Origin of the sequence: Edaphobacter aggregans DSM 19364, from assembly GCF_000745965.1 — a bacterium.
GTDB lineage: Bacteria > Acidobacteriota > Terriglobia > Terriglobales > Acidobacteriaceae > Edaphobacter > Edaphobacter aggregans.
In genome coordinates, this window is record NZ_JQKI01000062.1 from 12,927 (window position 1) to 35,809 (window position 22,883).

Annotated in this window: 19 protein-coding genes and 3 tRNA genes; 12 read left to right on the forward strand and 10 right to left on the reverse strand. The window is 58.8% G+C overall.

Annotated features, from left to right (window positions below):
• Positions 1-63: 63 nt before the first annotated feature.
• Both Q363_RS20330 and Q363_RS20335 read left to right on the forward strand, forming a co-directional pair.
• Positions 64-1,818: an ABC transporter ATP-binding protein gene (locus tag Q363_RS20330; protein ID WP_051979069.1), complete on the forward strand. Its 1,755-nt coding sequence runs from the start codon at positions 64-66 to the stop codon at positions 1,816-1,818.
• Positions 1,819-2,330: 512 nt separating this feature from the next.
• Complete coding sequence (locus Q363_RS20335) at positions 2,331-2,741, forward strand: PEP-CTERM sorting domain-containing protein (protein ID WP_035354107.1); 411 nt, start codon at positions 2,331-2,333, stop codon at positions 2,739-2,741.
• 545 nt (positions 2,742-3,286) lie between these two features.
• Here Q363_RS20335 and Q363_RS20340 read toward each other — a convergent pair.
• Both Q363_RS20340 and Q363_RS20345 read right to left on the reverse strand, forming a co-directional pair.
• Positions 3,287-3,363: transfer RNA gene (locus Q363_RS20340), tRNA-Pro, on the reverse strand.
• 40 nt (positions 3,364-3,403) lie between these two features.
• Positions 3,404-3,943 carry a DUF4112 domain-containing protein gene (locus Q363_RS20345; protein ID WP_035354110.1) on the reverse strand — a complete coding sequence of 180 codons (540 nt, stop codon included), beginning with the start codon at positions 3,941-3,943 and terminating at the stop codon, positions 3,404-3,406.
• A gap of 67 nt (positions 3,944-4,010) precedes the next feature.
• Here Q363_RS20345 and Q363_RS20350 point away from each other — a divergent pair.
• The 5 genes from Q363_RS20350 (at position 4,011) to Q363_RS20370 (ending at position 7,067) form a co-directional block, all read left to right on the forward strand.
• Positions 4,011-4,085: transfer RNA gene (locus tag Q363_RS20350), tRNA-His, on the forward strand.
• A gap of 39 nt (positions 4,086-4,124) precedes the next feature.
• Positions 4,125-4,925 (forward strand): DUF72 domain-containing protein, encoded by an 801-nt coding sequence (locus tag Q363_RS20355; protein ID WP_051979072.1) that lies wholly within the window; start codon positions 4,125-4,127, stop codon positions 4,923-4,925.
• Positions 4,925-5,980, forward strand: coding sequence for a YheT family hydrolase (locus Q363_RS20360; protein WP_051979070.1), 1,056 nt, complete (start codon positions 4,925-4,927; stop codon positions 5,978-5,980). Before Q363_RS20355 ends, Q363_RS20360 begins: the two co-directional genes overlap by 1 nt.
• Positions 5,981-6,160: 180 nt before the next feature.
• Positions 6,161-6,379, forward strand: coding sequence for a four helix bundle protein (locus Q363_RS44425; protein ID WP_245632353.1), 219 nt, complete (start codon positions 6,161-6,163; stop codon positions 6,377-6,379).
• Between the two features lie 94 nt (positions 6,380-6,473).
• A complete protein-coding gene (locus Q363_RS20370; protein ID WP_035354115.1) occupies positions 6,474-7,067 on the forward strand; it encodes a hypothetical protein in 594 nt (197 codons plus the stop codon).
• On the opposite strand, the gene Q363_RS20375 is transcribed toward Q363_RS20370, so the two are convergent.
• Positions 7,064-7,795: an SDR family oxidoreductase gene (locus tag Q363_RS20375; protein WP_035354117.1), complete on the reverse strand. Its 732-nt coding sequence runs from the start codon at positions 7,793-7,795 to the stop codon at positions 7,064-7,066. The two genes, Q363_RS20370 and Q363_RS20375, sit on opposite strands and share 4 nt — an antisense overlap.
• A gap of 125 nt (positions 7,796-7,920) precedes the next feature.
• Here Q363_RS20375 and Q363_RS20380 point away from each other — a divergent pair.
• Together Q363_RS20380 and Q363_RS20385 are read left to right on the forward strand one after the other, a co-directional pair.
• Positions 7,921-7,997 (forward strand) — tRNA-Arg (locus tag Q363_RS20380).
• A 77-nt stretch (positions 7,998-8,074) separates the two neighbouring features.
• Positions 8,075-8,926 carry a tyrosine-type recombinase/integrase gene (locus Q363_RS20385; protein WP_157467243.1) on the forward strand — a complete coding sequence of 284 codons (852 nt, stop codon included), beginning with the start codon at positions 8,075-8,077 and terminating at the stop codon, positions 8,924-8,926.
• Between the two features lie 65 nt (positions 8,927-8,991).
• On the opposite strand, the gene Q363_RS20390 is transcribed toward Q363_RS20385, so the two are convergent.
• Positions 8,992-9,186: a hypothetical protein gene (locus Q363_RS20390; RefSeq protein ID WP_157467245.1), complete on the reverse strand. Its 195-nt coding sequence runs from the start codon at positions 9,184-9,186 to the stop codon at positions 8,992-8,994.
• A gap of 477 nt (positions 9,187-9,663) precedes the next feature.
• Positions 9,664-10,902: an MFS transporter gene (locus tag Q363_RS20395; RefSeq protein WP_035354126.1), complete on the reverse strand. Its 1,239-nt coding sequence runs from the start codon at positions 10,900-10,902 to the stop codon at positions 9,664-9,666.
• A gap of 297 nt (positions 10,903-11,199) precedes the next feature.
• On the opposite strand from Q363_RS20395, the gene Q363_RS20400 reads away from it, so the two are divergent.
• Positions 11,200-12,372: an acyl-CoA dehydrogenase gene (locus tag Q363_RS20400; protein WP_035354127.1), complete on the forward strand. Its 1,173-nt coding sequence runs from the start codon at positions 11,200-11,202 to the stop codon at positions 12,370-12,372.
• A gap of 138 nt (positions 12,373-12,510) precedes the next feature.
• On the opposite strand, the gene Q363_RS20405 is transcribed toward Q363_RS20400, so the two are convergent.
• The 4 genes from Q363_RS20405 to Q363_RS20420 all read right to left on the reverse strand — a co-directional run bounded on the left by Q363_RS20405 (position 12,511) and on the right by Q363_RS20420 (position 16,486).
• Positions 12,511-13,317, reverse strand: a complete 807-nt coding sequence (locus Q363_RS20405) for a hypothetical protein (RefSeq protein ID WP_035354128.1) — start codon at positions 13,315-13,317, stop codon at positions 12,511-12,513.
• A gap of 332 nt (positions 13,318-13,649) precedes the next feature.
• A complete protein-coding gene (locus Q363_RS20410; RefSeq protein WP_157467246.1) occupies positions 13,650-13,871 on the reverse strand; it encodes a hypothetical protein in 222 nt (73 codons plus the stop codon).
• Between the two features lie 555 nt (positions 13,872-14,426).
• Positions 14,427-15,278, reverse strand: coding sequence for a tetratricopeptide repeat protein (locus Q363_RS20415; RefSeq protein ID WP_245632350.1), 852 nt, complete (start codon positions 15,276-15,278; stop codon positions 14,427-14,429).
• Between the two features lie 290 nt (positions 15,279-15,568).
• Positions 15,569-16,486, reverse strand: a complete 918-nt coding sequence (locus tag Q363_RS20420) for a transporter (RefSeq protein ID WP_051979071.1) — start codon at positions 16,484-16,486, stop codon at positions 15,569-15,571.
• A gap of 427 nt (positions 16,487-16,913) precedes the next feature.
• Between Q363_RS20420 and Q363_RS20425 the strand changes: the two genes are divergently transcribed.
• The gene (locus tag Q363_RS20425) at positions 16,914-17,462 is read left to right on the forward strand and encodes a hypothetical protein (RefSeq protein ID WP_035354135.1); all 549 of its coding nucleotides are present in this window, start codon (positions 16,914-16,916) and stop codon (positions 17,460-17,462) included.
• A gap of 314 nt (positions 17,463-17,776) precedes the next feature.
• Here Q363_RS20425 and Q363_RS40815 read toward each other — a convergent pair whose 3' ends face one another.
• A complete protein-coding gene (locus tag Q363_RS40815; RefSeq protein ID WP_157467248.1) occupies positions 17,777-18,283 on the reverse strand; it encodes a cupin domain-containing protein in 507 nt (168 codons plus the stop codon).
• A 1,580-nt stretch (positions 18,284-19,863) separates the two neighbouring features.
• Between Q363_RS40815 and Q363_RS20440 the strand changes: the two genes are divergently transcribed.
• The gene (locus tag Q363_RS20440) at positions 19,864-21,732 is read left to right on the forward strand and encodes a winged helix-turn-helix domain-containing protein (protein ID WP_035354147.1); all 1,869 of its coding nucleotides are present in this window, start codon (positions 19,864-19,866) and stop codon (positions 21,730-21,732) included.
• Positions 21,733-22,883 lie beyond the last annotated feature (1,151 nt).

The window sequence follows — 22,883 nt, forward strand, 5'->3', positions numbered from 1 at the left end:
AAGCCCTTTCCTATGTTGTGCGCTCGTTCTAGTGGCTGGGGAAACGGTGGGCGTATCGCGACAATGAAGGCGCTGAATGTCTTCGGGGTAAACCGAAATCTGGATCTCCTTGCCCGGCGCTACTACTGGACAATTGGTATTGTGATACCGCTCGCTTTTGCTATCAGCTTGCTGGAAGGCATTGGCGCTGGTTTGCTTATTCCTCTGCTGGGTATTCTCACCGGTGATTTACCCAGCAGCAAAGGTCATGGCCCTGTCGGGCGCTTAGTCGTGTTCGCCGCTGGACACAGCCGCGATGCGAGATTATGGATCATCGCCGGTGTGATCGTCGTGGCCGTGACGCTGAAAGCGACTCTTCAGGCAGCCGCTAGCACTTTCGCATCCTGGGTGGATGGCAAGATAGGTCAGGAGATTCGCTGTGGGCTTGGTCAGCGCCTCAATAGCGTGGGCTATCCCTTCTTTCTGACAGAGAATCCAGGTCGACTATTCAACATCGTGAGTACTGAGTCCTGGAAGGCCTCCGATGCGATACGGGTACTTCTCAACCAGATAGCCTCCACAGCTAACGTTGTTATGTTTTGCGTGCTGCTCTTCATCGTCAGTTGGCGGCTGACGATGATGGTGCTTGTCGGCGGACTCTTGGCTCGGGCTATTCAAAAGCGCATGGAACGCAAGCTGCGCACGCTGAGTCACAGGACGGTTGCGGTCAACCAACTTCTGCATAATCGCATGCTATTCGTGATCTTCGGCGCACGAGTTATACGCATCTTCAACACGCAAAAGGTAGAGCAAGAGCACTTTGAGAAAAGTTCCGACGATGTGCGCCAGGCCATTCTCGCGTCCGAGCGGGTATCCGGGACGCAGGGGCCATTGCTAGAAGCACTCCACGGGCTGTTGCTTGTCATCGTGCTGCTCACGGCCATCTTCACGGGTATGTCGGTACCCGTACTCGCGACGTTTCTCGTGCTGATGAACCGCATACAACCGCACCTGCGAATCCTGGAAGGAACCGCCGCCGCATTTGCCGCGGCCAGCGCACATTTCGAAGAGGTTGAATGGCTGCTAGACCCATCTAACAAGCCGCCCGCGTTGACGGGCACTGTTCCTTTCGCTGGCTTGCGTGATCACATCATTTTCGAAGATGTCACACATGACTACGGAACTCGCAATGCTCCCGCGCTCTCGAACGTGAGTTTCGCGCTGCGTCGCGGACGCGCGACGGCGCTGCTGGGCGAATCGGGCTCCGGTAAATCGACCATCATCAACTTGTTGTGCCGCCTTCTGGAACCAACTTCAGGCAGCATCAGGATTGACGGCACACCGTTGAGCGACCTTCGTGCGGTGGACTGGCTCAATAGCATCGCGATTGCGGGGCAAGATGTCGACCTCTTCGACGGAACCATTGCCGAGAACATCTCATATGGCCGGGCCGAGACAGAAATAGAGGAGATAAGATACGCAGTCCGCGCGGCTGAAGCAGATTTTGTCCTCGACCTGCCGCTTGGTCTTGATACCCCCGTTGGACCGAGCGGCCTCGGCTTGTCAGGTGGACAGCGCCAAAGGATTGGGCTCGCCCGCGCGCTTGTCAGGAGGCCGGAGCTGTTGATCTTTGACGAGGCCACGAACGCGCTGGACCAAGCGAAAGAGCAAAACATCCTTCGCATGCTGAAGGAGCTACGGGGATCGATGACGATACTTGTTGTCAGTCACAAAGCAAACACTTTGGCGTTTTGCGACGATGCACTCATGCTTCATCAAGGCAAGTTGGTCAGCGCGGGGCCCGCAGCTTCGGTGCTAGCAAATCAGGCGCCCGCGTAGTGGCAACTTCCACTCAATCTAAATTTTCCTGCGAGTGACGTTTCCGGCAATCTTCCGGCCGGACTCGCCGAAAGACGACTTTGTCGGAACAGTCTGACGTTGCTGAACAGAAGCACGTTCCTAGCACTAACGCCTATTCGCCTAGTTCACTTTTGATTGCACATCTTTGCATGTCAGAAATACAGATTGGCGATCACTTTTACTTGACTCAATTCCTGGTGAACCGCATCCTGAAGGGCGTCCTTATCAAAATCAAGTGAGGTTGGATATGAAGCGAAGCTTTTTCGCCCTTGCAGTCCTTGCGTTACTCTCTGCCACTGTAAACGCCGATACGCTCCGCACTTTTGCCATCGACGACGTGAATGGCTCCACTAGCAGCACAAGGGCTGGGTTAAGCACATTGAGCGGTCTGATCACCATCGACACCACTACTGGTCAGGCCCTCTACGGCTACCTTCGCATGGATCTTCCCCCAGAACGACCTGGGCGAAGTTTTCGATCCGCCCATCACCATGCAAATCCTCAGCAATGCTACCAACTCAGGGTGCCTGAATAACTGCCTCCAGTATCCCGACGGACACGCGATGCACTTCGCCTCGTCCACCTTGGATGGCAACAGCTTTTTCGCTACGTTGACCACACCGAACAGTCTGATCGACTACAGTGGCGGAGATCTATGCTTCACCGTACACTGCGAGACCGACGCATACACCTATTTCGGCTACGACTTTCTCTTCCCACCTTACCTGTTCAATGGCACTACATATCCACCCATTCGCCGCTCGGGCATTGAGTTCTACTTCGACGCCCATCTCTACCTTGTAAGCGAAGCGCAGACACCAGAACCTTCAACCTGGCTTCTTTTCGGTACCGGCGCCCTCGGTCTGGTTGGAGCAGCACGGCGCAAGTTGATGACCTCGTAGACGTTGAGGAACCGAATGTGAGGTTATCCTTAAGCAATCGCCGCGTCCTCGCGCGCGCGTACTGCTCCGCGAACTACTGCTTTTATTGGCTACCGCAAACCCCCTAGACAATACCTAGATCGCCCGACCTTTTTGGGGCGTGCAGATTGTGTGTTTCCTCTCGCGTGCGCGTACTGGTCCAAAAATACGAAGCACTTGCTCCCAGTTGTATCCAATGGGCGAAGGAGATCCCCGGCATATCACTTGCTGTTCAGCAGCTCGGGGGAGTTTCAGGCCACCGCGGTCGGCTGTAAGAGAGGATTTCGCCGACATTGTAATGCCATGCGCGATTACGCCTCCCTGGTCTGAATTGCGGGCAAACCGTGAATGGCACCTGCAAACCAATGAACATTTTTTCGCGTCTCCAGGTCCGAAAGAGCTTCCGAGCAAGGCGCAAAAGGGTAATGAGAACAGCAGGAATTGAACGGAAAAAGCAGCCACCCGCTACAGTATCCGCTACATAGTATTTTGAAGGGGAGCGAAGACTCGCCAAGTTATTGATTCGATGGTCGGGGCGGAGGGATTCGAACCCCCGACCCTCTGCTCCCAAAGCAGATGCGCTACCAGACTGCGCTACGCCCCGACTCCCTTCAGTTTATCGCATCCACTCGCGCGCCAAGCTATTAAAACCACGTCGGAAAGTGGACCTCCACTCCAAACAGAGCGTGCATCAGCCCATTCGCCAGCCACGCCAGCAGCAGCATCGGCACCAGCATCAGCGCCATCAGAACCATCGACAGCACGATCAGAAAGATCCAGCTCTGGATTGTGTGCTTCCGCGGCTCATACATGCTTCCCGTCAGCAGAGCATAGTTGCGCCGGTTCGCCCGCCACGCAATATCGAACGCATCCCCCAGCACCGGAATCGATCCCACCACCACCTCGATCGCGATGTTCGCTACCATCCGCACAACCGTCACCGATGGCACGCCGCGCATCCACGCCGCGATGATGATGATGCACGAAGCAACGCCGCCCAGAATATCGCCAATCCCCGGGACCACCCCCATAATCCCATCCAGCCCAAACCGTATCGACGTGCCCGGAATCTTGATGAAGTCGTCCAGAACGTGCGACAGAATGTCGAGGTTCTCGTCGTCGAAGAGCCTGCGTCCACGCCGCGTTCGCGGTGAGAGCACCTCGGGCTGGGCAGAAGGCTGCATTCGTTTTTCCCGGAGAGCGACAAAATCTCCGCGAATCCCGCTCTGATGCTACAATTTAACCAGTACGGCGGCTATAGTTCAGTGGCAGAACGCCGCTCTGTGGCAGCGGATGTCGTGGGTTCGAACCCCACTAGCCGCCCCAAACATCCTTCAAGACTCCACCGAGCATCCTGCGGATACCTTGCCCCGCACTCCCCAAGCCGCACTCCCCTCCTCCGAAACCGCAGCAACCGCCGCATCCGCACGCATCTTCGCCGGAACCTCAGGCTGGGCCTACCCCACCTGGAAGCCCGCCTTCTACCCCGAAGGCACTCCCGCCAAACGCTTCCTCGACTTCTACTCCACGCAGCTCAGCTCCGTCGAGGTCAACTACACCTTCCGCGCCCTCCCCACCGCCGCAATGCTCGAAGGCTGGCTCGCCGCCACGACCGACTTCTTTCGCTTCAGCTTCAAAGCCCCGCAGCGCATCACCCACATCAAGCGCCTCGCCAACTGCGAGTCCGACGTCGCATTCCTCGTCTCCACACTCGAACCAGTCCGTCAGGCCGGCAACCTCGGCATCATCCTCTTCCAGCTCCCGCCAAACATGAAGGCCGACGCCGCGCGCCTCTCCGCCTTCCTCGCCGCGCCCGCACTCAACGACCCCGGAGCCCCACCCATCGCCTTCGAGTTCCGCCACGAGTCCTGGTTCACCGACGAGATCTACTCCATCCTCCGCGCCCATAGCGCCGCCCTCTGCATCGCTGAAAGCGACGACCTCGCCACCCCCGAGGTCCACACCGCCACCACCCACACCAGCTTCCGTCTCCGCCGCACCGGAGCCTACTCACCGGCCGAGATTAAGGAATTCGTAGCCCGCTTCACCGCGCTCGCCTCCGATCGCGACGTCTATATCTACTTCAAGCACGAAGACGAGCCCTCCGGCGCGCTCAACGCCGTCTCTTTCCTCGCTGGAGTAGCCGCCGAAGCAGGGCACCGCTGATGTCCACCACGATCGAGTCCGTCACCGCATCCATCGCCGAACACGCCGCACACGCGCCTGAGTTCGCACCCCGCCGCTTCTTCTCCAACGGCCACCTCCAGACCATCCTCGGCAACTTCCTCCCGCGCACCCACTCCCTCCCGCCCGCCGAGTCCGTGCTCGTCGAAGTCTCCCCCACGACTAACACGCACATCGCCAGTCAGGTCCGCTGCGACTGTCACTGGCAGCCCGCCGAAGTCCGCGCCGCGCGTCCCACCGCCATCATCGTCCACGGCCTCGAAGGCTCCTCCACCTCGCAGTACGTCATCGGCAACGCCAACAAGCTCTGGCAGACCGGCGCCAACATCATCCGCATGAACATGCGCAACTGCGGCGGCACCGAGGCCCTCACCCCCACGCTTTATCACTCCGGCCTCTCCACCGACGTCGAGGCCGTCATGCACCACTTCGTCGCACTCTTCTCGCTCACCTCCATCTCACTCATCGGCTACTCCATGGGCGGCAACCTCGTCCTCAAGCTCGCCGGCGACCTCGCCGCCTCCGCGCCGCCGCAGTTGCGCTCCGTCATCGGCATCTCCCCCGCCATCGACCTCGGCCCCTCCGCCGACGCCCTGCACGCCCCGCAGAACCGCATCTACGAGATGAAATTCCTCCGCGACCTCCTCGCCCGCTACCTTCGCAAGGCCGCGCTCTTCCCCCAGACCTACGATCCCGCCCTAGCCCGCGCCATCCGCTCCATCCGCCAGTTCGACGATCGCGTCACCGCCTTCTACTCCGGCTTCACCGGCGCTGACGACTACTACCACCGCGCCGCCGCCGCCCGCGTCCTCGACCGCATCGCCGTCCCCACTCTCATCCTCAACGCCGCCGACGATCCCTTCGTCCGCATCCTCCCCGACAGCCGCGAAAAGATCGCCGCCAACACAAACATTACCTTCCTCGAGACCACCCACGGCGGCCACTGCGCCTTCCTCACCACACCCGTCGACGGCTACGACGGCTACTGGGCCGAACACACCCTCCTCCGCTTCCTGTTGAGCAAGTCAGCGAGTTAGCAAGTCAGCGAGTCAGCTGTTTTAGAATTGCTGAATTGCGATGAGGACACGACACTTTCGGGATCTTCTTGTTTGGCAGAAGGCGATGGTTTTGGCGCGTGATGTTTATCGCGCTACTGATTCTTTCCGAAAGATGAGCTGTTTGGACTGAGGAGCCAGGTTCGACGTTCTGCGGTTTCCATTCCATCCAATATTGCGGAGGGGCATGGGCGTCTCAGCGATCCTCTGATGCGAACCTTCCTTGCCCAGGCGCGTGGTTCGGCATATGAGCTTGAGACGCAGCTTCAACTTTCAGCCGACCTGCAATTTCTTGAGAACAGGAACGCGGAGGACCTCATTGGAAGATGCAATGAGGTCAGCAGAATGCTCAACGGTTTGCTAAAGACACTTGAAGCATAGGACCTTTCGCTGACTTGCTGACTTGCTGACTCGCTGACCTGCTGACCTGCTGACCTGCTGACTCGCTGACTCGCTGACTCGCTACAATAAAACGATGCTCTCCGAGTGGACCGTTGAATGTGGCCCCGACGACCCCGTCCTCGTCGTCCCCTGGTCCGACCCCGAAAATCCCGCCCGCCACTTCATCGATCTCCGCGAGAACCCCTACGACCTCGACTGGATCGAAGAGGCCGCGCAGCACCCTCCTCTCCTCCACGCCCTCCGAGCCCTCAACGCTCCGCGCTCTCCCGTCTTCACCGCCAAATGTGACGTCTGGCCTCTCGCAGAGGACGATCTCTCCCCACTCCGCCTCGAACTCGACCTAATCCCCGAAGACTCCCCCTTCGGCATCGCCAGCTACATCGACCTCCTCTGGCGCGACCGCTCCACCTTCGTCTCCTTCCACCAGCACGAGCAGCTCCTCCACCGCATCACGCGCCTCACCGCTCCCGTCCATCACCCCTACGCCCTCCTCGAATGCACCCTCCGCCCCGCGCTCATCGACTTCTCCGGCCCCCAGGAAGGCTTCGCCATCACCCTCTACCTCAAGGCCCTCGGCCACGACCCCACCGCCGCCGAAGAACACTGGGGGTCCGCGCTGGCCGACATCTCCACCCTCCTCCGCAGCCGAGCCTTCGCAACCTCCTAGAGCGCCAGCCCGCCATCCATCAGCAGCTCGCTGCCCACGGTAAACGGAGCCTCGTCCGAAGCCAGGAACACCACCGCCTTCGCCACCTCCACCGGTTCTCCAAACCGCTTCACCGGAATCTGTCCCTTGATCGCCTCCGCCACACCCGCAAGCTGCTCCTGCGGCAGCCCCAGCTTCCCATACAGCGGAGTAGCAATTGGCCCCGGGCTCACCGCGTTCACACGAATCCCCCGCCCCACCAGCTCTCCCGAAAGCGTCCTTGTCAGCGAAGCCAGCGCCGCCTTCGTCGCCCCGTACACGCTCGTATTCGGCATCCCGACGTGTGCATTCACCGACGCCATCAACACAATCGAAGCCGGATTCGCAAAGTAAGGCAGCAGCTCCTGGATCAGAAAGAACGGCCCCTTGAAGTTGATCCCCATCGACCGATCGAACGCCGCCTCGTCCCACTGCCCAATCGGACGCATCTCCACGACGCCAGCGTTCGGCACCAGCACATCCAGCCCGCCAAACGCCTCGCCCACCTGCTTCGCCAGCGCCTTCTGCGCGGCAACCTCCGCAGCATCCGACTCGATCACCAGAACCCCGCTGCCCAGCTCCTTCTTCGCCGGATTCTTCCCCGTCACCGCCACCCTCGCGCCTTCGGCCACAAACTGCCGCGCCGTCTCCAGACCGATCCCCGTCGTCCCACCCGTAATCAGCGCACGCTTCCCCTTCAGCCTGTCCATCGCGAATCTCCTTCCTCCAGCGTGCACCCAGTACACACGCGGGTGATAGCAACCCGCAACCCTCTTTCGAGGCTTTTCCTAACCCCATTTACAATGAAAATCAGACGTACTAACGCACGCGCCGGGGGCGAGTAGCTCAATCGGATAGAGCACGAGCCTTCTAAGCTCGGGGTTGCAGGTTCGATCCCTGCCTCGCCTACCACACCCTCGGCGCTCAATAACTTACGACAATTAAAGAGATTTCCTCCGTATCCCTGTACCCCGAGATTGGAGAAAACCTTGTTGACCCCGAGACTGGAAGCATTTGTCCGCGAACGTCAGTACCTCACCAACGTTTCACCCGGCACACTGGAATGGTATCGGCGCTGTCTAAAATGGCTGCCCTCAGAGTCGCCCACGCAGGCGGACCTCAAAGACCTTGTGGTGAAGATGCGAGAGAAGGGCCTGAAAGAGACCGGCGCGAACGCGATTCTGCGATGTCTCAACGCATACCTACATTGGGCGAGCGGTTCGGAGCGGCGGTGCGGAGCGGGTTGCACCCACCCCCACGTGCGGCAGCTTCGAGAGCCTGAGCTTGTGCTCCCGGTTTTCTCTGACGCTGAGGTTAAGCGTCTCGTCTCCTGGAGGCCGAAAGGAAAGTATCAGCGACGGCTCCACCTGCTCGTGTTGCTCTTGCTGGACACCGGCTGCCGCATCTCCGAGGCTCTCTCTTTGCGTGTATCGGACCTCAACCTCGCCGATCTGCTCGTAACATTGAACGGCAAAGGCCGAAAGCAACGAATCGTCCCCTTCAGTGCCGAGCTGCGAAAGGTTTTGTTTCGCTACGTCGCAGGGTGCCGGGAAGACGCGCTGTTGTTTGCTTGCAGGACGGGCACACTCTGGAGCCGCCGGAACGCTCTACGCAACGTTAAGACGCTTTGCACGGACCTTGGCTTCAAACCACCGGCTCGGACCCTCCACGCCTTCCGGCATACGTTCGCGGTGAACTACCTTCGCCGTGGCGGCTCCGTGTTCCATCTGCAAAAGGTCTTGGGTCACAGCTCGCTCGAAATGACGCGACGGTACGCGAACCTTGTGACGGCGGATCTCCAGGCCATCCACGAGCGCGTCAGCCTGCTCTCAAAACCGTAGCTGGGGTACCAGCGCGCATTAGCGCCGATGCGCCTGCGGGTCTCTATATGCGATTAAGGGGCACCCTAAGCGCGTGAATCCGGCAGTTGGAACATACGCTCTAACTCCTCCACAGCGACCGGCTTTCGACCCTTCGGGAGTCGGTCTTTGGGGAGCATATCGAGGATCAGTTTCGCTATGAGCCACGCGGGGGTGTTCGTTGGTTTGCCCTGTGAGAGCTTGCCTAATTCAGCGCGGAGGTCAATTTTTTGGTATGACATGATAATCTCCGTAAAAGCGTGGTGAGCGATTTCTCGCTTTCTCATAAATGGATCGGATAGCCTCTTCCTGTTGGGGACCCCTGTGGTTCATCAATTCCAATGCAGAGAGTTGTAGGTAAGGGGGGATTCCCTTGTGCGCTTGGTTCTACCACCAAAGGGTCTTTGCTGACAACTGACATCGCCGAACGGCGGAGAGCTGTAGAGAATTATGGAGGAGATTATCCGTTTCTCCATGAGAACATGAGAGTAATCACAGAGCAGCTCGATGAACTCCAGTTCGATACGGACGATAAGGTTCGGATTCTGACACGCCACCTTGCCGCAACGCAGCTTCTCCAAAGGGCTGAGACGCTGTACCGACTAATCTTCGGTAGTCAACTATGATCGCTTCCTCGATCTGTCTATTCGCCTCGCCCGTAAACTCAACAGGGCCTCCTTTGATTCTCAGGGGGTATGGATGTTTCGAAGAAAGCCCCGTCAGGCCTCCATCAGCTCGTCTTCCGGGCGAGGATGGCAGCGGTCCTCATCCGCGTTTCGCCGTCCCAGCAGATGCCGTAGCGCAGCCAACCCAATCATCGCCACAGCCAGCCCGCACACCCCATTCCACTGCCAGTGCGCCCAGGCCCGCGTCGCCAGCGCCGAACCCGCCGCCGCACCCGTAAAGTACACCGTCATATAAACCGTATTCAGCCGCCCCCGCGCCGAAGGCACCAGTCCGAAGATCCTCGTCTGGTTCGCCACCTGGCACATCTGCGCCCCTACATCCAGCACAATCACTCCCACCGCCAGCGCCGCCATGTGCCACATCGTAGCCACAGGCGCCTTCTCCTCCGCCCACAGCCACACATACGAGAACGCCAGCAGCCCCATCCCCACCGAGATCACCCACCGCGACCCGTGCTTATCCGCCAGCCTTCCCGCCACCGGAGCCACCAGCGCCCCTGCCGCCCCCACCAGTCCGAACGTCCCCGCCACTCCCGCGCCCAGGTGGTAGTGGCTCTCCAGCAGAAACACCAGCGTGGTCCAGAAGCAGCTGAACGACGCAAACACCAGCGCCCCCACTGCGCTCGACTCCCGCAGCAACGGCTGCGACCGGTACAGCGTCCACAGCGACCGCATCGCCTCGCCATAGCTCAAACTCTGCTTCGGCGGCAGCTTCGGCATCACCTTCCACAGCAGCGGAACGAACGCCGCATTCATCACCGCCGCCACCACAAACACCGACCTCCACCCGCCCGCATGGCTCACCCACCCCGCAAACGTCCGCGCCAGCAGAATCCCCAGCAGCAACCCCGTCATCACCGTGCCGATCGCCCTGCCCCTCTGCTCATGGCTCACCAGGTCCGGCGCAATCGGCAGCACCACATGCGTCACCGAAGCCAGCGCCCCGATCACCACCGACCCCACGATCAGCCACCACAGGCTCGGCGCCACCGACACCAGCACCAGCCCCACGGCCACCGCCGCGTACAGCTTCATCATCAACCCGCGCCGCTCCACGACATCACCCAGCGGAACGAACGACAGCAGCCCCAACGCATACCCCACCTGCGTCGCCGTCGCCACAAACCCCGTGTGCCCCGCATCCGCGTGATACGTCCGCCCAATCTCCTCCAGCAGCGGCTGGTTGTAATACATCGTCGAAACGCCCACCGCACATGCCAGCCCAAGAAACGGCAGCGGAGTCTTCGGAGTCGGGTTCAGCTTCTTCGTCATCGCGTAAAGGCCTGAATTACCAGTCTAAATCCTCACGCGTAGAACGCAGATCCCAGCGTCCCTCACAACGTGTCATCCTGAGCGAAGCCACGCAGTGGCGAAGTCGAAGGACCTGCGGTTGCCTTTGCTCTTGCCGTTGCTCCTGAGGTAAGCCTGGGCTTTAGCCCAGGCATTCTGCCCCGCCCTGAAAAGGGGCATAAGCCCCTGATGATTGCCTTCTGCCCACGAAGGCAATCATCACTGAATCCCCACCCACCCCACCACCCCAAATGCTAGACTTTCCTCCGAAGAGGACCCATGCCAGCCATCACCACCCAGCAGAACACCCCCGCCGCCCTAACCCACCTCACCGAAGACGAGCGCCTCTTCCGCGACACCGTCCGCCAGTTCGCCGCCAACGAGATCGCCCCCCTCGCCCGCCACATGGACGAGACCCAGCAGATGGACCCCAAGCTCCTCAAACAGCTCCACTCCCTCGGCCTCATGTCCATCGAGATCCCCGACCAATACGGCGGCTCCGCCGGAACCTTCTTCGAAGCCATCCTCGCCGTCGAAGAGATCTCCGCCGTCGACCCCGCCGTCGGAGTCCTCGTCGACGTCCAGAACACCCTCGTCATCAACGCCCTCAACCGCTGGGCCAACGACGATCAAAAGAAAAACTACCTCACCAAACTAGCCGGAGGAACCATAGGAGCCTACGCCCTCTCCGAGGCCGCCTCCGGCTCCGACGCCTTCGCCCTCGAGACCCGCGCCACCAGACTCGACACCGGCGACTACGTCCTCAACGGCCAGAAGCTCTGGATCACCAACGCCAAAGAAGCCGGCCTCTTCATCGTCTTCGCCACCATCGACCGAGCCGCCGGCTACAAAGGCATCACCGCCTTCTTAGTCGAAAAAGACACCCCCGGCTTCACCCTCGGCAAAAAGGAGGACAAGCTAGGCATCCGCGCCTCCTCCACCTGCGAGCTAGTCTTCCGCGACTGCCGCGTCCCCGCCGCCAACGTCCTCGGCGAACCCGGCCGCGGCTACAAGATCGCCATCGAGACCCTCAACGAGGGCCGCATCGGCATCGGCGCCCAGATGCTGGGCCTCGCCGAAGGCGCCTGGGGCCACGCCGTCCGCTGGGCCAAACAGCGCAAGCAGTTCGGCAAGCCCATCGTCGACTTCCAGGCCATGCAGTTCCAGCTAGCCGAGATGGCCACCCAGATCGAAGCCGCCCGCCTCCTCGTCTACAACGCCGCCCGCCTCAAAGACGCCGGACACGACTTCCTCAAAGAAGCCGCCATGGCCAAGTACTTCGCCTCCCACGTCGCCGAGAAGGTCGCCTCCCTGGCCGTCGAGGTCTACGGAGGCTCCGGCTTCGTCAAGGACTACCCCGTAGAAAAGCTCTACCGCGACGCCAAGATCGGCAAGATCTACGAAGGCACATCCTTCATGCAACTCGCCACCATCGCCAAACTGACGCTATAGAAGCCCACACAACACTCTCTTCTCTTCAAACACCCGTCATTCTGACCCTGAGCAAAGCGAAGGGGAGGAATCCCCGTAGTTCGCCAGTGTCGCCACCACCGCTATAGGACACCTTGGACAATTATTCACTGCGTGCCTTCAGTGCCCCTGAGCCTCCCCAGAGTTCTGCGCAGGTGTAATCACGGTGGAGCCTTGCTCGATAATGGCGTAATCGGAAGGCGGTTTGAAGAGCGCCGGATCCGGATCGCCCTTCTTAATCTCTGCGAGTTGAGTTACCGTACGGCCGCTGCGAGGATCGTCGGTGATCGTCATCACGGCGAGCCCCAGGTCTTCTGAGAACCAGACCTCGTTGACCGTTTCAATTGGCTGAGAATTTCCCTCCTCCCCCGAAGGAATCACTCTTGTCCTTCGCGTTCCTGTAGCAGCGATTCCATCGAAGGCCCGTGTACCGAGCCTCTCGAACTTCGTTTCCAGCTGATAAACATTTTGCTGCGGCATGCTCGGCTTTGATGTTGCATTCCCTTCACTTGCCTTCATGACCGCCGCGGAATCCGGATAGTGAGAGATGTTAATCAGCCTCTGCGCATCCTCGCCCGTAGCCCAGGAGCTCATAATCTTTGCCTTCCTGTCATTGATCGAGATGCGATACCGGGGAAGTCGCTGCCCATTCTGGCTAACGTAGCAGCCGGCCTGCCCTTCCTGGAAGACTCGGCCAGAGGCGTCTTGCGCCAGACGAGTGAGTGTGGTCGTATTGATCTGATTTCCATCTGCGAGCTTGTGCTCAAAGGTCGTCTTGAAGACCGCGGTGAATGGTCCGCTCTTTTCATGAGGGAACCCCACGGAAGAAATATTAAAAGCGCATGGGGTCTCCTGCGCCCAGCCGCGGGCCAAGCCAAGCACGGACAGAATGAACGCTGTAAGAGCAAAGAGAGGTGTCCGAACCATACTGACTCCGTGAGGAACCAACATCGCAAGACACATTCATTGACGTCCCAGAGTAACTATTGTTGCGGATGCATGGAGAAATACTTTTCAAGACGAAGAGTCGGGTGCCTCATCTTCGCCGCGTCGGGTGCCGGGTGCCCCACATCTCGATTCTGAGATGTGGGTTCATTCGAGCGAAGCTCGAACCGCCTCTAGCTAGGTACGCCAAGCTTTCAGGCTTGGCACTCTAAAAGCCGCGCCGAAGGCGCTACCGCTCTGCTGAAGGCCGGAGCGAAGTCCGAAGGACGAAGCGACCCCACGCTTCGCCGTCAGAGGCTCTTAGGCGCGTTCGTTCATCCCTGAAGGGTCCAGATTGCCATTGCGATCGTGACAGCGTAGTTTATGGGATCGTTTTGGACGGGATATCCCAAAGTTTTGTTATCTTCGGCGATTATTGCCTTCGCTTGGCCGATCGCTTTTTCAAACGCTTCGACATTCTTGGAAGTCTTCGGTAGAAGGAGGAGGCGGCTGATTTCAGCCATAACAGACGGAACAGAAGTAAGGGGCGTGTTCATTGACTAATCTCCACGAGGAATTTAGCCACCTCAAATTCTGACAAGTACCGTGTTCCGGATCATCTCCCGAGGATGGTTTTCCTGTCTCCCCGCTTGTGACTGTTGACCGCGTCTCGCGTTGTCGTCACCGGATCAGCGACTTATCAATAAGTTATTGAACCCCGCGTTCCGCAACTGGTTGCGGTCAAAACGTCCAAAACAAGACCTTGCATATTCGCTTTTATCGGAGCGAAGTCCGAAGGACGAAGCGACCCACCTTTTCCGGGAGACCCCAAAATCCTTGTCAAGCCCAAAAACCACCTAACTCAATGATTCCAAACGAAATATAAATTGTACCTTCCATTCGCTACAATTGATAAAGAAGGTCAAAGGAGCCCTCGGGATCACCCGGGGGCTCTTTTTCATCCGAAAGTAAACTGAATAGAATGAATAGTTTGCAGGAACATAAAATCTAAGTAACTGAATCGAGATACTTTACAAATCGAAAATTAGCGAAGTACGAAGCTAAAGCATCTCAATTGAATACTTTGCGCAAAAAGTACGGGGAGGGAGGGGTCACCCAGCCCGCACCAGCCGACCCCGTCGGCTCACGATGGACAGCTTCTCAGCCTTCATGATCTTCCGCGCCTGGTCCCGAGCATGGCTCGACCACGGTCCAACCGGATCCAGCCGCACGTACGTCAGCCAGTGTTTGAGCGCCCGACGCTTCTGCCCCTGCCGCTCATACGCCAGCGCCAGATTGTAATGCGCGTCCGCGTACTGCGGAACCAGCGCCACGGCCTTCTGGTACGCCGCCGTCGCCTCGGTCAGCTGCTGCATCTCGTCCAACACGTTGCCCAGGTCGAAGAACGCCAGCGCATATTCCGGGTCCGCGATCGTCGCGCGGCGATAGAGGCTCTCCGCCCGCGCGAACTCGCGCAGATTGTAATGAATCGTCCCCAGGTTGATCAGCGCCGGCGCATGCTCTGGCCGCACCGCGAGAATCAACTCATACATCTCCACCGCCTGCGCCATCGTCGCCGGAGTCTCCTCCAGCTGCACCGCGCGCAGAAACATCTCCTGCACCTCGGCCGCCCTCTGCGCCGGACTCGCATGCCGAAACTCGCCGGTCCGCACCACCTCCAGGCGCGACCCCGACGTCGCGTCAAAGTCAAACGCCAGCTGCTGCGTCATCGGATCCACCAGCGCTCCGCCATGCCGGAACGCCAGCCGCGAGCCGCGCCGCACTGCCGTCGTCTCCAGCAGCGGATTCCGCATCCCCGCCGCCCGCTGCATCGCGTCCACCGACGCCCGTATGCTCCGCGCCGAGATGCGAGCCCGCGCCTTCAGCGCATTTGCCTGCAGATCGCGCAGCGCGCGAAGCTGCCCCAGCTCTTCGAAGGAATATTGTTCTGTCGGGGAGATCAACCCTGCCCGCTCCCACGAGGCAATCTGCCTCGTATTCAGGTGCAGGATCCGAAGTACGTCTTGACGGCTATATCTGGTCACGTCGGCGTCTCGGGGACAAAGCATCTTTCGTTCGTTGCTAACCAAACTGTCTTTCGTCTTGCTGACTTGCTGACTTGCTGACTTGCTGACTTGCTGACTACTGTCTGGAGTATCCTGCGGAAGTCCGCACCAATCAAGACCTTTACGGCCCTCTCCATTAAAATCTCGTGGATAACGCGTACCAAATCAGATTCTCACCCTTGCCGCAGCTATCTCTTGAACCACACATACTGCCAGCCCCCCGAGATCGTGCTGAAGCTTGCCCCGATCGTTCCGCTCACACCCGAGCTGTACGCAATCTTCACCGACTGCTGCTTGGCCACAGGAATCGACAGCGTGGCGCCAAGACGCGTGTTCGCCTGGCGCTCAGTCGGCGATCCACCGTTCGTCCTCGTCGACCCGCCGCCGTACCACGTCGCGTCAAACGCCGCCCACAACCCGCGCCGCACCGTGTAGCTCACATGCGCCTGCAGCGCCGTCAACGCAGACTGCGTCCGGTCTGCCGTCCCCGGATAAAAGCTCGCATTCGGCGTGTACAGCCACACCGCCGCGTACAAGTCCAGATCCAGCTTCTTCACCGGCCACGACACACCAACCTCCGGCTTGAACGCCCACCGGTTCGCCCCGATATTGATCAACTTCGTGTTGTCATACTGCCCGCTCGGCGCCAACACGCTCACACTCGTCCCGATGATGAAGCTGCGATGCTGCCTCTTCGCAAACTCCGCCGGAGTCATCGCCGGATTGCCCCGCAGATTCACCGACAACCTCGTTCTGATATCCATCAGCCCCGAGCGATGCACGCTGCCCCGCTGATCACCCACGTTGCCCGTAACGTTGCCCCACCCGTACGGCACTACCGTCGCCAACAGCGCCTGCCGCCCGAAGAGACCAAACGTCGTGCCAAGTCCGAGCGCAGGACTGTAGAACGTCGCATTCACATCTGTCAGCGGAACCGTAGGATCGAACGTAATATCTCCGCTCGATCTGCCAAACCCCACACCGGCAAACCTCGTCCCCACCGGCGACGCCGAATATGCGCGCGGCTCCAGGTCCTGAGCCGTCGCCCCCGCGCTCAGAAGACACACCGCACCCAACGCCGTCAGTAAACGGGCGACGAACCTCATGACGAAGATACTCGCACACGAAGCCACAAACGTTCATCGAGAAAGAATGGAGCCGACGATCGGACTTGAACCGATGACCTGCTGATTACGAAACGGCCCCACCTTGCGTATGTTGTTGTGTGATTAAGCTTGTTAGAGGACGTTTTGGGGTGTTGTGGGGTGCTTCTGGCCCTGTCTGTACACCACTTGTACACCACCGTTGATGAGTTGATTATTGCTCATCAACCTCACCCAAACGGGTTTGTTGACTAAGTGCATGTAAGAGTCAGAATGCCAGAGATGCATGCCGTGGCAAGTTTGAGCTCGGATGGTCGTGCCACTTGGGAGACTCTCGGGACCTCCGCAGACAGAATCTCCGTCAACAGGAACCGGTGGAGGAGCGGATGCATTCTACCGCCGTCCATGGTGTCCAACCAAGGAGGCAAACATGAAATCCTGGATCGGCAGAGGTTTACTTCCACTGGCGTTCGTCCTGGTGGCGCTGGCTACCCCGGCCTACACACAAGGCAATGAGAGAGGCGACGAGAGAGGATGCTCGGATGCATTGCTTTCTGGCGACTACGCCTTCACGATTGGCGGCCAAATTCTTGTTATCCCCGCTTCCACCACGCCTCCGTCAACCGGAGTAGCATTCGCCCAGGCTGGCGTGTCGATCATGCGTTTTGACGGCATGGGCCATTTCACTCAGGTGGACTTCACCATGATCAATGGTGCGCCATCCCCCGGCACCACGAACGAGAATGGGTTCAGAGATGGGGAGACGGGGACCTACACTGTGAATCCGGATTGCACCGGCAGCGCGGAGATTGATTTCCCTCCACCTCCGGGCGTGACACCAGGACAGAGGATTCAACTTAAGTTCGTGCTCGCAGATCACGGGAAGCAAGTTCACGCAGTGGTTTCAGCCCTGTTCCGGGCAGGGACAACTACGCCTACGCCCGCGGCCATTCGAAGCGATGGGGTGAGGGTGCGGTGAAGCATAGATTATGGGGAGATAGTCCGTACTAGCTCGTCGGCAACTCTTACCCAATCCTATAACTTCAGAGTTGCCCGTCATCCGCTCACAAACGCAGCGATCGCTCTACGTGGTTTGGGCTTTCGCAACTCAATGAACCAGATAGGCCTCGGCGTGAGCCGTTCGCACCTTTATGATGAGCCTGGCGAATTCCGCGTGAATGCACTTGAATGCAGCCCAGGAAGCGAATGATCGCGATGCACCGCTATCCGGAATACATTGGCACGTTTCCCTTCAGCCGAACGCAGGCCCGTTACTATTCGATCGTTATGCCGTCAAAAGTTGCAATTGGGGTTTCCAGCAGCGAGCTCAGTGCGGAACGGACCCCCGACGTATGTCACTGCGACCGTCACATCGCTAGCCGGGTTATTAGGATCACGGTTGATGCCGATATGCCCGCTGCCATAATCAACAAAGCCTTGACCTGCGCTATACACATGTGGCGAGCACGTCAGGTCATCAAATTCATAGAAGGTGAGCTGGCCTGAGGTTACGGTGATGTACACCGGTCCGGGATGTTTATGCCAGCCAGTCGATCCCAGCGGATTATAGTAATGGGTGTCCACTTCCATATCAATCGCGGGTTGCCCTTTTGCTATGTACTGGAACCCGGGCTGGTTCACATCAGTATTCACCATGAAGCGGTCATAGGTGCCTCTACCAATTAAGCTGCGGATAACGCCTGAGGGCTGTGTTGCCCACATCTTGAGCACATACCCGCTAATCGGAAGAACGCACAGAATTGCAACGGTTGCTGTCGCTCTTAGAACTTTGCTCTTCATTTTTTTGACCTCCGGTTATGGGAAATAGGAGGGTACTTTGGCAGAGAGATCAATCTCATGCAATGGAGGTCGAATGAAGGTCGTCTGAAGTTTTTCTGAAGCGCCAAAGCACTGACCAGTTTGCTACTTAGCTCTTTGTCGCATCATCTTCGGAGCCAGCATGTCAGCACCAGTTGGGGGCAGGTACGGCCCATGTATTCCATTTCGGTGAGTTCACACTTGACCAGTCGCGCTATCGGCTGCAACGGGACGAGCGGATCGTGCCCCTTGAGAGGCGGCCGATGGAGTTGCTCTTCCTTCTGGTTGAGAAGCGTGGAGAACTGGTTACACGCCAGGACGCCGTTGGGCGGAATGAAGTGTTAAAAACATCGATTTCGCCGACCCGGCCCAAAGCCAGCGTCGTGTTCGTGTAACCCGTTAGCCGGCGTCGCGTGGACACTTCTTGCTGGATAGAGAACTGTGCCCGCGATTGCGGCACTGAACACCACGAAACACGTCAATTTTCGTTTCATATCGACCTCACCTTTCGTTGTGGGCGCCGGATACAGACGCACGGATACCATCGGACCGCTTGGCATGTGAATTCAAGCGGTAAGGTTCGATAAAGGGGGTTGCGATCGGGGGGCCTGCGCGGTCGCGTGATGATGACCCTCCTTTATGGCAGAATCACGAACTGCCCCAGGAAGGCACGAGCCTCAGATGTGTCTAGACGATAGGCGACGTTCAGCTCGATCCCCCCATGGGTCTCTGCAATCGTGATCGCGGCGATAATGCTGGTCTCGCTGGCTGCGGCGCCCAGAAAATTGGGACTGCCAGCGTCGCCACAATTGCTGCCGCCATAGCCGAAGACACTATTCTGGGTCAGCTTTAGCAGATTCGGGTTGAGCGCCTGGAATCCCTCGGCCGCATAGCGCCTGATACCCCGCCCTGAGTAGCGCCGGGAGGTCCTCCTCCGAACACAGTGTCAGCCGCACCATATCCGACAATAGTGAACAGGGTGTTCTTCAGGCTGCCGTCAGCGAACATGCGGCCCAGGAGCCCCAGCGACGGTAGCGTGGCAGGGCTATGCCCTTAACGGGGGCGTCGAGCACGATCACGCCCAGGTCTTCGGGTTCGGGTGCTCGGGCCGGGAAACGCGGGATTCAAATTCATGGTCCCCGGGTACAGGGCCACGGACGGACCAAAGACTGGATCGAACGTGACCCATACCTGGGTTACACCAATTCCTTGCAGGAAGGCGACACAATGTCCGGCGGTCAGGAATACCGTCGCTGAAATCAATGTGCCGGTACATGCCTGATCCTTCACTCCGGGAGTCAAGTACTCAGCCACGATGGTGCCAACGTTGGGATGTCGGTTGTTGTCAGGGGAAGCATTGGTGACACACTGGCCGCTGAGCGTCCACGACACCAATGCGATAGCAACGATCCAATTTCTTAGTTTCATAGTCACCTCGGAAGGGCAGTCCCAAACTTCCAGCAGACTGGCGCACTGCGGGCTGGCTCGTCCATTGGAGTCCGCCTGAACTTTCCATGAAGTTTGTCTAAAGGGGTAAAATCCCTTGCCACGGGGTGAGTTCAATGGCGCCCGAAAAAGCCGTACCGCAGGAGCTCGTGCTCGACCTCACCTCCTTCCAGTTGATCCGTGCAGGGCGCCGCGTAAAGCTGGAGAAAACCCCGATGGAGCTGCTCACGCTGCTGGTCCGCAGACAGGGAGCCCTCGTCACTCGCGAAGAGATCGTCTGCACTGTCTGGGGAGACGCCGTTCACATCGACGTCGACGCCGGGATCAACACAGCCATTCGCAAGATACGGCAGGCCCTGGAGGACAATTCCGCTTCTCCGCGTTACCTCGAAACTGTGATCGGCAAGGGTTACCGCTTCACCGGAGCCATCACGGTCGTGGAAAACCATGATGCGCTTCCGGCGCAAACCGCCTCGGCCCCTCGCGAACAGCCCGGCAATAGAAGCAAGGCAGTCCTGGCCGTAGTTGGGCTGGTAGCCGTACTCCTGCTCACCCTCTTCGTAATTCACCGTGGCACGCCGCCGGCCTCGGGTAAGAATCAGGGCCATCTGATAATTGCCGTCGCTCCCCTTCAGAATCTCAGCGAAGATCCTGGGCAAGATTACTTCGCCGACGGGCTCACTGACGAAATCCTGACCCAACTCGGACAGCTCAATCCAGAACGACTAAGTGTCGTGAGATACAGGCCCTCCGCGACCATGCCGCAGAGCATGTCCGCGATAGCCGATTTCGGCCAGCGATCCGACTTGCAGTACTTGCTCGAGGGCAGCGTTCGGCACTACGTTGACCAGAAACGAATCTCGATACGCCTGGTGCGAATGGCTGACGGGGCGACGCTGTGGACCGACTCCTTCGATCGGCAGCTTGGCGATGTCCTGTCAGTCCAGTCGGAGATAGCGCAACGTATCGGCCGGAAGCTGCAAATCCAGGTACTTGGCCGCGCCAATCGTAAATCCGCCAACCCTGAGGTTGTGGAAGCATACCTTCGTGGCCGATTTGAGATGAGCCGCCGCTATGAGTTGCGCCCCCCCGCTCCTTACGATACGGCTCGAACGTTTTTCGAGCGCGCCACTATGTTGGATCCTTCGTATGCCCCGGCGCACGCTGGTCTGGCGGACTTCTATCGTCAACGCGCGTTGCGGGATGATGAAGGTGACGAAGAGGCTTGGCGGATGGCTGAGCAGCACGCAATGCAGGCACTGTCGCTGGACGACCAAGCTGCGGAAAACCACGCCGCCATCGCTCAGATCAAGCTGACGCACGATTGGGACTGGCGCGCAGCCCGCGAACATGCTCTGCGGGCCTTGCAGTTGAATCCCAGTTCGCCCGAGGCTCATGCCGTATACGCGCGTTATCTCAGGTTCGCGGGCAACACCGGAGAGGCATTGAACCATTCCAAGCAGGCGCTCGCTCTGGACCCCTTTCGCGTGGACTTGAGATGGGATCTCACAAATGAGTACTACATCGCGCGAGATTACAAGGGCGCTGCGACCTCGGCGCGCCAGTTGCTTCCGTATGACCCCTTCTCTGCTCACGGCTTTCTTTGCTTCGACTTGGGGTCCCTGAAGCTCTTCAATGAATCTGTTGCCGAATGCAGCCAGATGCTCGCTCTGGACGGGCACAGTGACTGGGTGTCTGCATACCTGCGTGAGTACCGTCGGAAGGGGTATGAGGCGGCGATGTCATTCATGGCGAGGAAGTACTTGGGCGAGATCCTGAAGCGCCCACAGCCGGACCTTTGGGAACTGGCAAACGTGTACGTGCTGGCGGGCATGCGGGAAGAAGCGCTGCACACCTTGTTCCAGGGACTGAAAATACATCAACCCGGACTGTTGCAGGTCCGCGTTGACCCCGATTTCGATTCCATTCGTAACGAGCCGCGCTATGCTGAACTAGTCCGCCAGATAGGATTCCCGACCGAATAAGCCAGGGCGACTCTCAACGAATGCGCGCACGCAGCCACTAAGGGCCCGGCAGAGCCACCGAGCAAGAGTCGCCGGGCATGATTCGAGATTTGAAGACCCTATGGAGGCTATTGGGGCAATTTTGCCGTGACTGAGACGGGAATCTACCTGCTCAATTCTGACGCGGGCACCAAAGCCTACGATCATGTTTTACAACTTCCAGACGAAGCGACTTACACCGGTGCTGCAACTGGAAGAGATCCCTGTTTCCTGGACAGCAAATCTCGCCGCTTCGCGCCACGGACGGACCGTATGGTTTGCCCAGGGTGCATGGCATAGCTCCATCACGATGGCAGAGAACTTTCAGTAGGCGTCATAGTAAACAGGGCTCCTCGCGAACTGTCCCAAACTGCCTATTCCTAGTCGGAGAAGGGATTGCTCCCGGTTTGTCGGCAAACCGCACCTTACTCTCCAGCGCCTGACTCCGACCAAGTCCTGATCGAACCGAGGTTGCGTAGCCGCCCGCCTTCGGCGTGGATGATATTTTGCATACCCTTTGGGATCGCCGAAGGTGGCAGCATAACTTTGCACCGGATGGCAGCATAACTTTGCACTTGGTGGCAGCATCCGTTGCACTGGATGGCAGGTAGAGTATCGCTCGACACACGGACCGATGTTTGAAACGGAGCCGCGGCCGCCGAATACTCCCTACATACGGGGTTTTGTATCGTAGGCTCTGCGCGAGCTGTAGCGTCAGCGCCGAACCCACTTCGGCGCCCCACAGAGCTGAGCAAACCTGCGGTATCCATCGCCCTTTTTCGCTTCGCTCCCGAAAAGTTCTATAAGAAGGAAAGTCAACAAAAAACACTTCGCCTTCGGCTGAATTTTTGTTGATTTTCAGCCCCCTTGGAATTGAGCAGGATTGTTCTCACATTCCGCTCCAAGGCTCGGGACGCTGCGGACAACCGCGTAGCGCTTGTGGGTTCTCCCCCTGTGGTTCTCATACTCGATTTGCGACGATGCCAGTGACTTGTGAAACCAGCAAGCAGAACGTTGGTCATGTGCCAACCATAGTTCTATCTGGGACTCGTGGCCCATTGCTTTTTCAGGTTATCCGAGAGGGCCTAGGGTCGGGTGTGAGACTGGGTGCCCGAGGCACCGTGCGTCTAACT